This window comes from Methanocorpusculum petauri (assembly GCF_026891975.1).
GTDB classification, from domain to species: domain Archaea; phylum Halobacteriota; class Methanomicrobia; order Methanomicrobiales; family Methanocorpusculaceae; genus Methanocorpusculum; species Methanocorpusculum petauri.
On record NZ_JAPTGB010000037.1, the window covers coordinates 1 to 4,104 of the forward strand.

The 4,104-nt window shown below is 54.8% G+C and carries 4 protein-coding genes; 3 read left to right on the forward strand and 1 reads right to left on the reverse strand.

All coding sequences use genetic code 11. The features are described from left to right. The first annotated feature begins 76 nt into the window (after window positions 1–76). The 3 genes from O0S10_RS10320 to O0S10_RS10330 are packed head-to-tail and all read left to right on the forward strand — an operon-like array spanning window position 77 to window position 2,767. Window positions 77–1,303: a hydrogenase large subunit gene (locus O0S10_RS10320; protein WP_268925798.1), complete on the forward strand. Its 1,227-nt coding sequence runs from the start codon at window positions 77–79 to the stop codon at window positions 1,301–1,303. Then, window positions 1,300–2,301 carry a respiratory chain complex I subunit 1 family protein gene (locus O0S10_RS10325; protein WP_268925799.1) on the forward strand — a complete coding sequence of 334 codons (1,002 nt, stop codon included), beginning with the start codon at window positions 1,300–1,302 and terminating at the stop codon, window positions 2,299–2,301. The genes O0S10_RS10320 and O0S10_RS10325 overlap by 4 nt, the downstream gene beginning before the upstream one ends. A 1-nt stretch (window position 2,302) precedes the next feature. Further along, entirely contained in the window at window positions 2,303–2,767 is a 465-nt protein-coding gene (locus O0S10_RS10330; protein ID WP_268925800.1) for a 4Fe-4S binding protein, read from the forward strand. A 206-nt stretch (window positions 2,768–2,973) separates the two neighbouring features. Here the strand turns inward: O0S10_RS10330 and O0S10_RS10335 are convergent, their stop codons facing one another. Beyond that, on the reverse strand, window positions 2,974–3,873 hold the full coding sequence (locus O0S10_RS10335) for a hypothetical protein (RefSeq protein ID WP_268925801.1): 900 nt from the start codon (window positions 3,871–3,873) through the stop codon (window positions 2,974–2,976). Between the last annotated feature and the right edge of the window lie 231 nt (window positions 3,874–4,104).

Sequence of the window (4,104 nt, forward strand, 5' to 3'; positions counted from 1 at the left end):
CCCCCCCCCCCCCCCCCCCCCCCCCCCCCCCCCCCCCCCCCCCCCCCCGGCTCCGCTTGGCGGAGGTGAGGAGTAAATGGCAAAGAAAGCTCCCTATATTGTGCCGGTAGGTCCGATCCATCCGGCTCTGAAAGAGCCGGTTCATCTTGAACTGACGGTTGTGGGCGAGGAGGTTGTCTCTGCGGATTTCACGCCCGGCCAGACTCACCGCGGTATTGAGTGGATGGGTCTTTCCCGTAATCCGGTACAGATTGTGCATCTGACGGATCGAATCTGCGGTATCTGCGGGGTGACGCATTCGCTTGCGTTTGCGCGGGCGGTTGAGCAGATCGCAGACATCACGGTTCCGGAGCGGGCTGACTACGTCAGAGTGATCATTGCCGAGTTTGAGCGTATTCAGTCCCATCTGCTCTGGGCGGGTGTTGCGGCGCATGAACTCGGGTTTGATACGTTGTTCTATCTGGCGTGGCGTGTCCGTGAGGATGCGATGGATGCAATCGAGTGCATTACGGGGAACCGCGTGAACTATGATATCATCCAGATTGGCGGTGTCCGCCGGGATATTACGGAGGTTCAGCATGAGAAGATCCGGAGGTGTCTGAACAGTTACAAGGAGCTGTTCGGGAAGCTGAAGACGCTGTTCCTCGAAGATGCGGTTATCAGTTCCCGTTGTAAGGGTGTGGGTCTTCTTTCGTTTGAGAAGGCGATGGCGTACTCTACGGTAGGGCCTACGGCGCGGGCTTCGGGCTGTACGGCGGATCTCCGGGTGGATTATCCGTATGCGGCCTACGGCGATCTGGATTTAAAGCCGGTTATGCCGACGGCCTACGGAACGGATGTGAACGGCGATACGTATGACAGAATTGTTGTCCGTATCTTTGAGGTTGCCCAGTCGGTTGAGATCATTGAGGAGTGTCTGGCAAATATGCCCGCAGGGCCTGTTCTCTGGGAGGAGAAGGTGGCAAAGATTCTTGCGGCCTGCAAGAAGGCTGAGGGTGAGGCGGTAGGCCGTCATGAGGCCCCCCGCGGGGAGTGTCTGCATTATGTTGCGATGGATAAGGCGGAGGCGCCGATCGCCTGGAAGGTGAAGGCGTCGTCGTATAGTAATCTGCATGTCTGGCCGCTGATTCTGAAGGGTGTCCAGCTTGCGGATGTTCCGATTGTGGTGGCGTCGGTTGATCCGTGTCTTTCGTGTACGGACCGCGTTGCGATTACGGATGCGGATGCCCGTACGACGAAGGTCTTTACCAAGGAGGAGATGACGAGGATGTCGTATGCGAAGACGCGGAGGATGCGGGCATGAATCCGGTTCTTGGTGCTGTCGGCGGGACGATTGTTCTTGCGGTCCTCGCAATTGCATTCGGTCTGATTCTTTCGGGGATTGACCGGAGGGTTGCTGCCCGGATGCAGGCGCGGGTTGGTCCGCCGCTTCTTCAGCCGTTTACGGATGTGCGGAAGCTGTTTGCGAAGCAGAATATTGTTCCGGCAAATGCGATTCCCTGGCTGTTTCATGCGATGCCGATCGTGGCACTGGCGTCAGCGGTTGCAATCCTGCTCTATCTTCCGTTCGGGAGTTTTGCGCCGGTCTTGGGGGAGTTCGGGGATGTGATTCTGGTTCTGTATCTTTTGATCATTCCGTCGCTTGCTCTGGTGATCGGGGGTTTTGCGTCCGGTTCGCCGTATGCGACGGTGGGTGCCCAGCGTGAGATGGTGTCGATGATTGCGTATGAGCTGCCGCTTGCGGTTGCGGTGATTGCGATTGCGTGGCGGCTGATGGCGGCGGGTGTTGCCGAGCCGTTTTCTTTGCTGACGCTGATGGAGGTTTCGGTCTGGGATGTTGTGGGTCCGCTGGGGGTTGTTGCGCTTCTCATCCTCCTCGTGATGATGGCCTGGGTTACGCCGGGTGAGCTGTCGAAGATTCCGTTTGATTCGCCGGAGGCGGAGACGGAGCTTGCGGGAGGTATTCTGGTGGAGTATTCCGGCAAAAATCTTGGTCTGTTTACGCTGGCACAGGCGGTGAAGACGGTGGCGATGTCTGCGTTCGGGATTATTCTCCTGCTGCCGTGGAATCTTTCGCCGTTCCTCGGCCTTACGGGTGCGGCGGCAGGAGTCGCTGATCTCATCTTCTTCTTCCTGAAGGTGCTGTTTGTGGTGATTGTGTCGGTGACGGTCGTCCGAACGATGATGGCCCGTTTCAGAATCACACAGGTCGTTGGTCTGTACTGGCTGGTGCTCGGCGGCCTTGGAGCGCTCGCAATCATTCTGATGATGGCGGATGCGGTTTGTCCGGGGGTGATCTGAGATGGCGGGTCTTCCGATGCTGCGGGAGATTCTGGTGCAGTCGGTGAAAAAGCCGGTGACGAATCTGTTCCCGGCTGTCCGTCTGCCGAAGTCGATCACGGGTTTTCTTGGATCGGTTGCGGAAGGCAAAGCGGCGGTTGTTCCGCCGGTGGAAACGCCACCCGCGTTCCGCGGGAGAATTGTGTATGACCGGGATGCGTGTAACGGCTGCGGTCTGTGTCTGAAGGTCTGTCCTGCGCATGCGATTGAGCAGGTGGTCTATCCTCCGGTGACGGTTCGCATGACGGATGCGGAGGGGAATGTTTCCGAGAAGGTGAAGAAGGAGAAGCGTGTGCGGATTTATGTTTCCAGTTGTATCTTCTGCGGGCAGTGTACGGATATCTGTTCGCGGGATGCTTTGCGGATGGGGGATGCGTTTCTGATCGCGACGGAGGACCGGTTCGCTGAAGAGCAGATTGTGGAATAATTTTTTTTGGTTGTGTGATGCTGCAAAAAAATTCGTTGAATTTTTTTTTGGAAGAAAAAATAATTTTTGTTTTCGGGATTCTCCCGGAATACTCTGCGCCGGTCTTCTGTATTTCGCCCGCCGGATATTTTTTTTGGTTTTCTGTTTGTCTGTGTTCCCTTTGTTTCCGCCGGACTGCTAACTGTCGGGGCGGTCTGTTTTTGTTTTCAGGGGGACTGTTTGTTCTCACTCGTGATTGATCCTATCTCCACTATATTAGTGCTTGGAATGCCATTCTCATAGTTGTCATCTGTTTTTAGATATAATTTGCCGTTTTTAGTGTATACTGTCCCTGCCTTATTGGGTGGACTATTAGATGTTACTGTCTTTGCACTTCGAATTATTTCTTCGGATAAATCGAAACTAAGTGCATTATCTTTACCAGACTGAACCTTATGCTCCCAAAAATACTCTCTCGTTTTTTCTTCTTCAGCCTCAGCAAGCGACTGGCATTGAAGTCCGTTACTCTTACAGTATATATATTTTCCATTTTCAAATTCCAGCAATGTACCTCCCGGAATGGTATTGATAGACCCCTTATAGTCCTCCCATTTTGTTGCACTTATCGTATATCCCGGCTCCTTCTCCTCGTCTTCGCTGTCATCACTCCCTGACGACGACACCGTCACGTCCGTAAACGTCACCGTCTGCATCAGCAGCACCTGCTCTGTTCCGTCCGCGAACGTTCCCTTTACCCACAGCTTCGTTGTATATGCGGACATTGCCTCCACAGGCCGGGCCGCATTTCCGGCGGTGAGCGGGACCCCTGCCGGCGCCGTGCCCGCCGTCCCGTTCCACGCCTCCACGAACTCCCCGGCGGATGAGCCTGCATCAATCACTTCCACCCGCACCAGATCCGGCAGGTTTCTGCTGCCGTAGAGCGTCACCACTGCATCATTTCCTGCGGGCGCGGCCTTCACCGTCAGCCCGACCACATAATCCGGTTCTCCTCCTGCCAGTCCCATTGCCACTGCTGCCACCACCGCCACTGCCACCACGGTCATCATCAGAATTAACACCGTTGCAATTGTCGGGGAAACCGCACTCTCCTGATCTTTCCTCATCATATGTTTTCCTTGCTCCCGGTATTCTCTTCGGACTATTTCCTCTTATAGTAGGATTCATTTCATGACATAAATACATATGGCCGTAACAAATTCGACACAAGCTTCCAGACTTGCCTGTGAAATCTGATCGAGTGTGCCCTGTTTTTATTTTCGGGTATCTTCGGCGTGTGGTTTTGTGCAGGCTACCCACCTGCGGCGATGTTTTCGGAGGTCTTCGGCGCATGGTTTTGT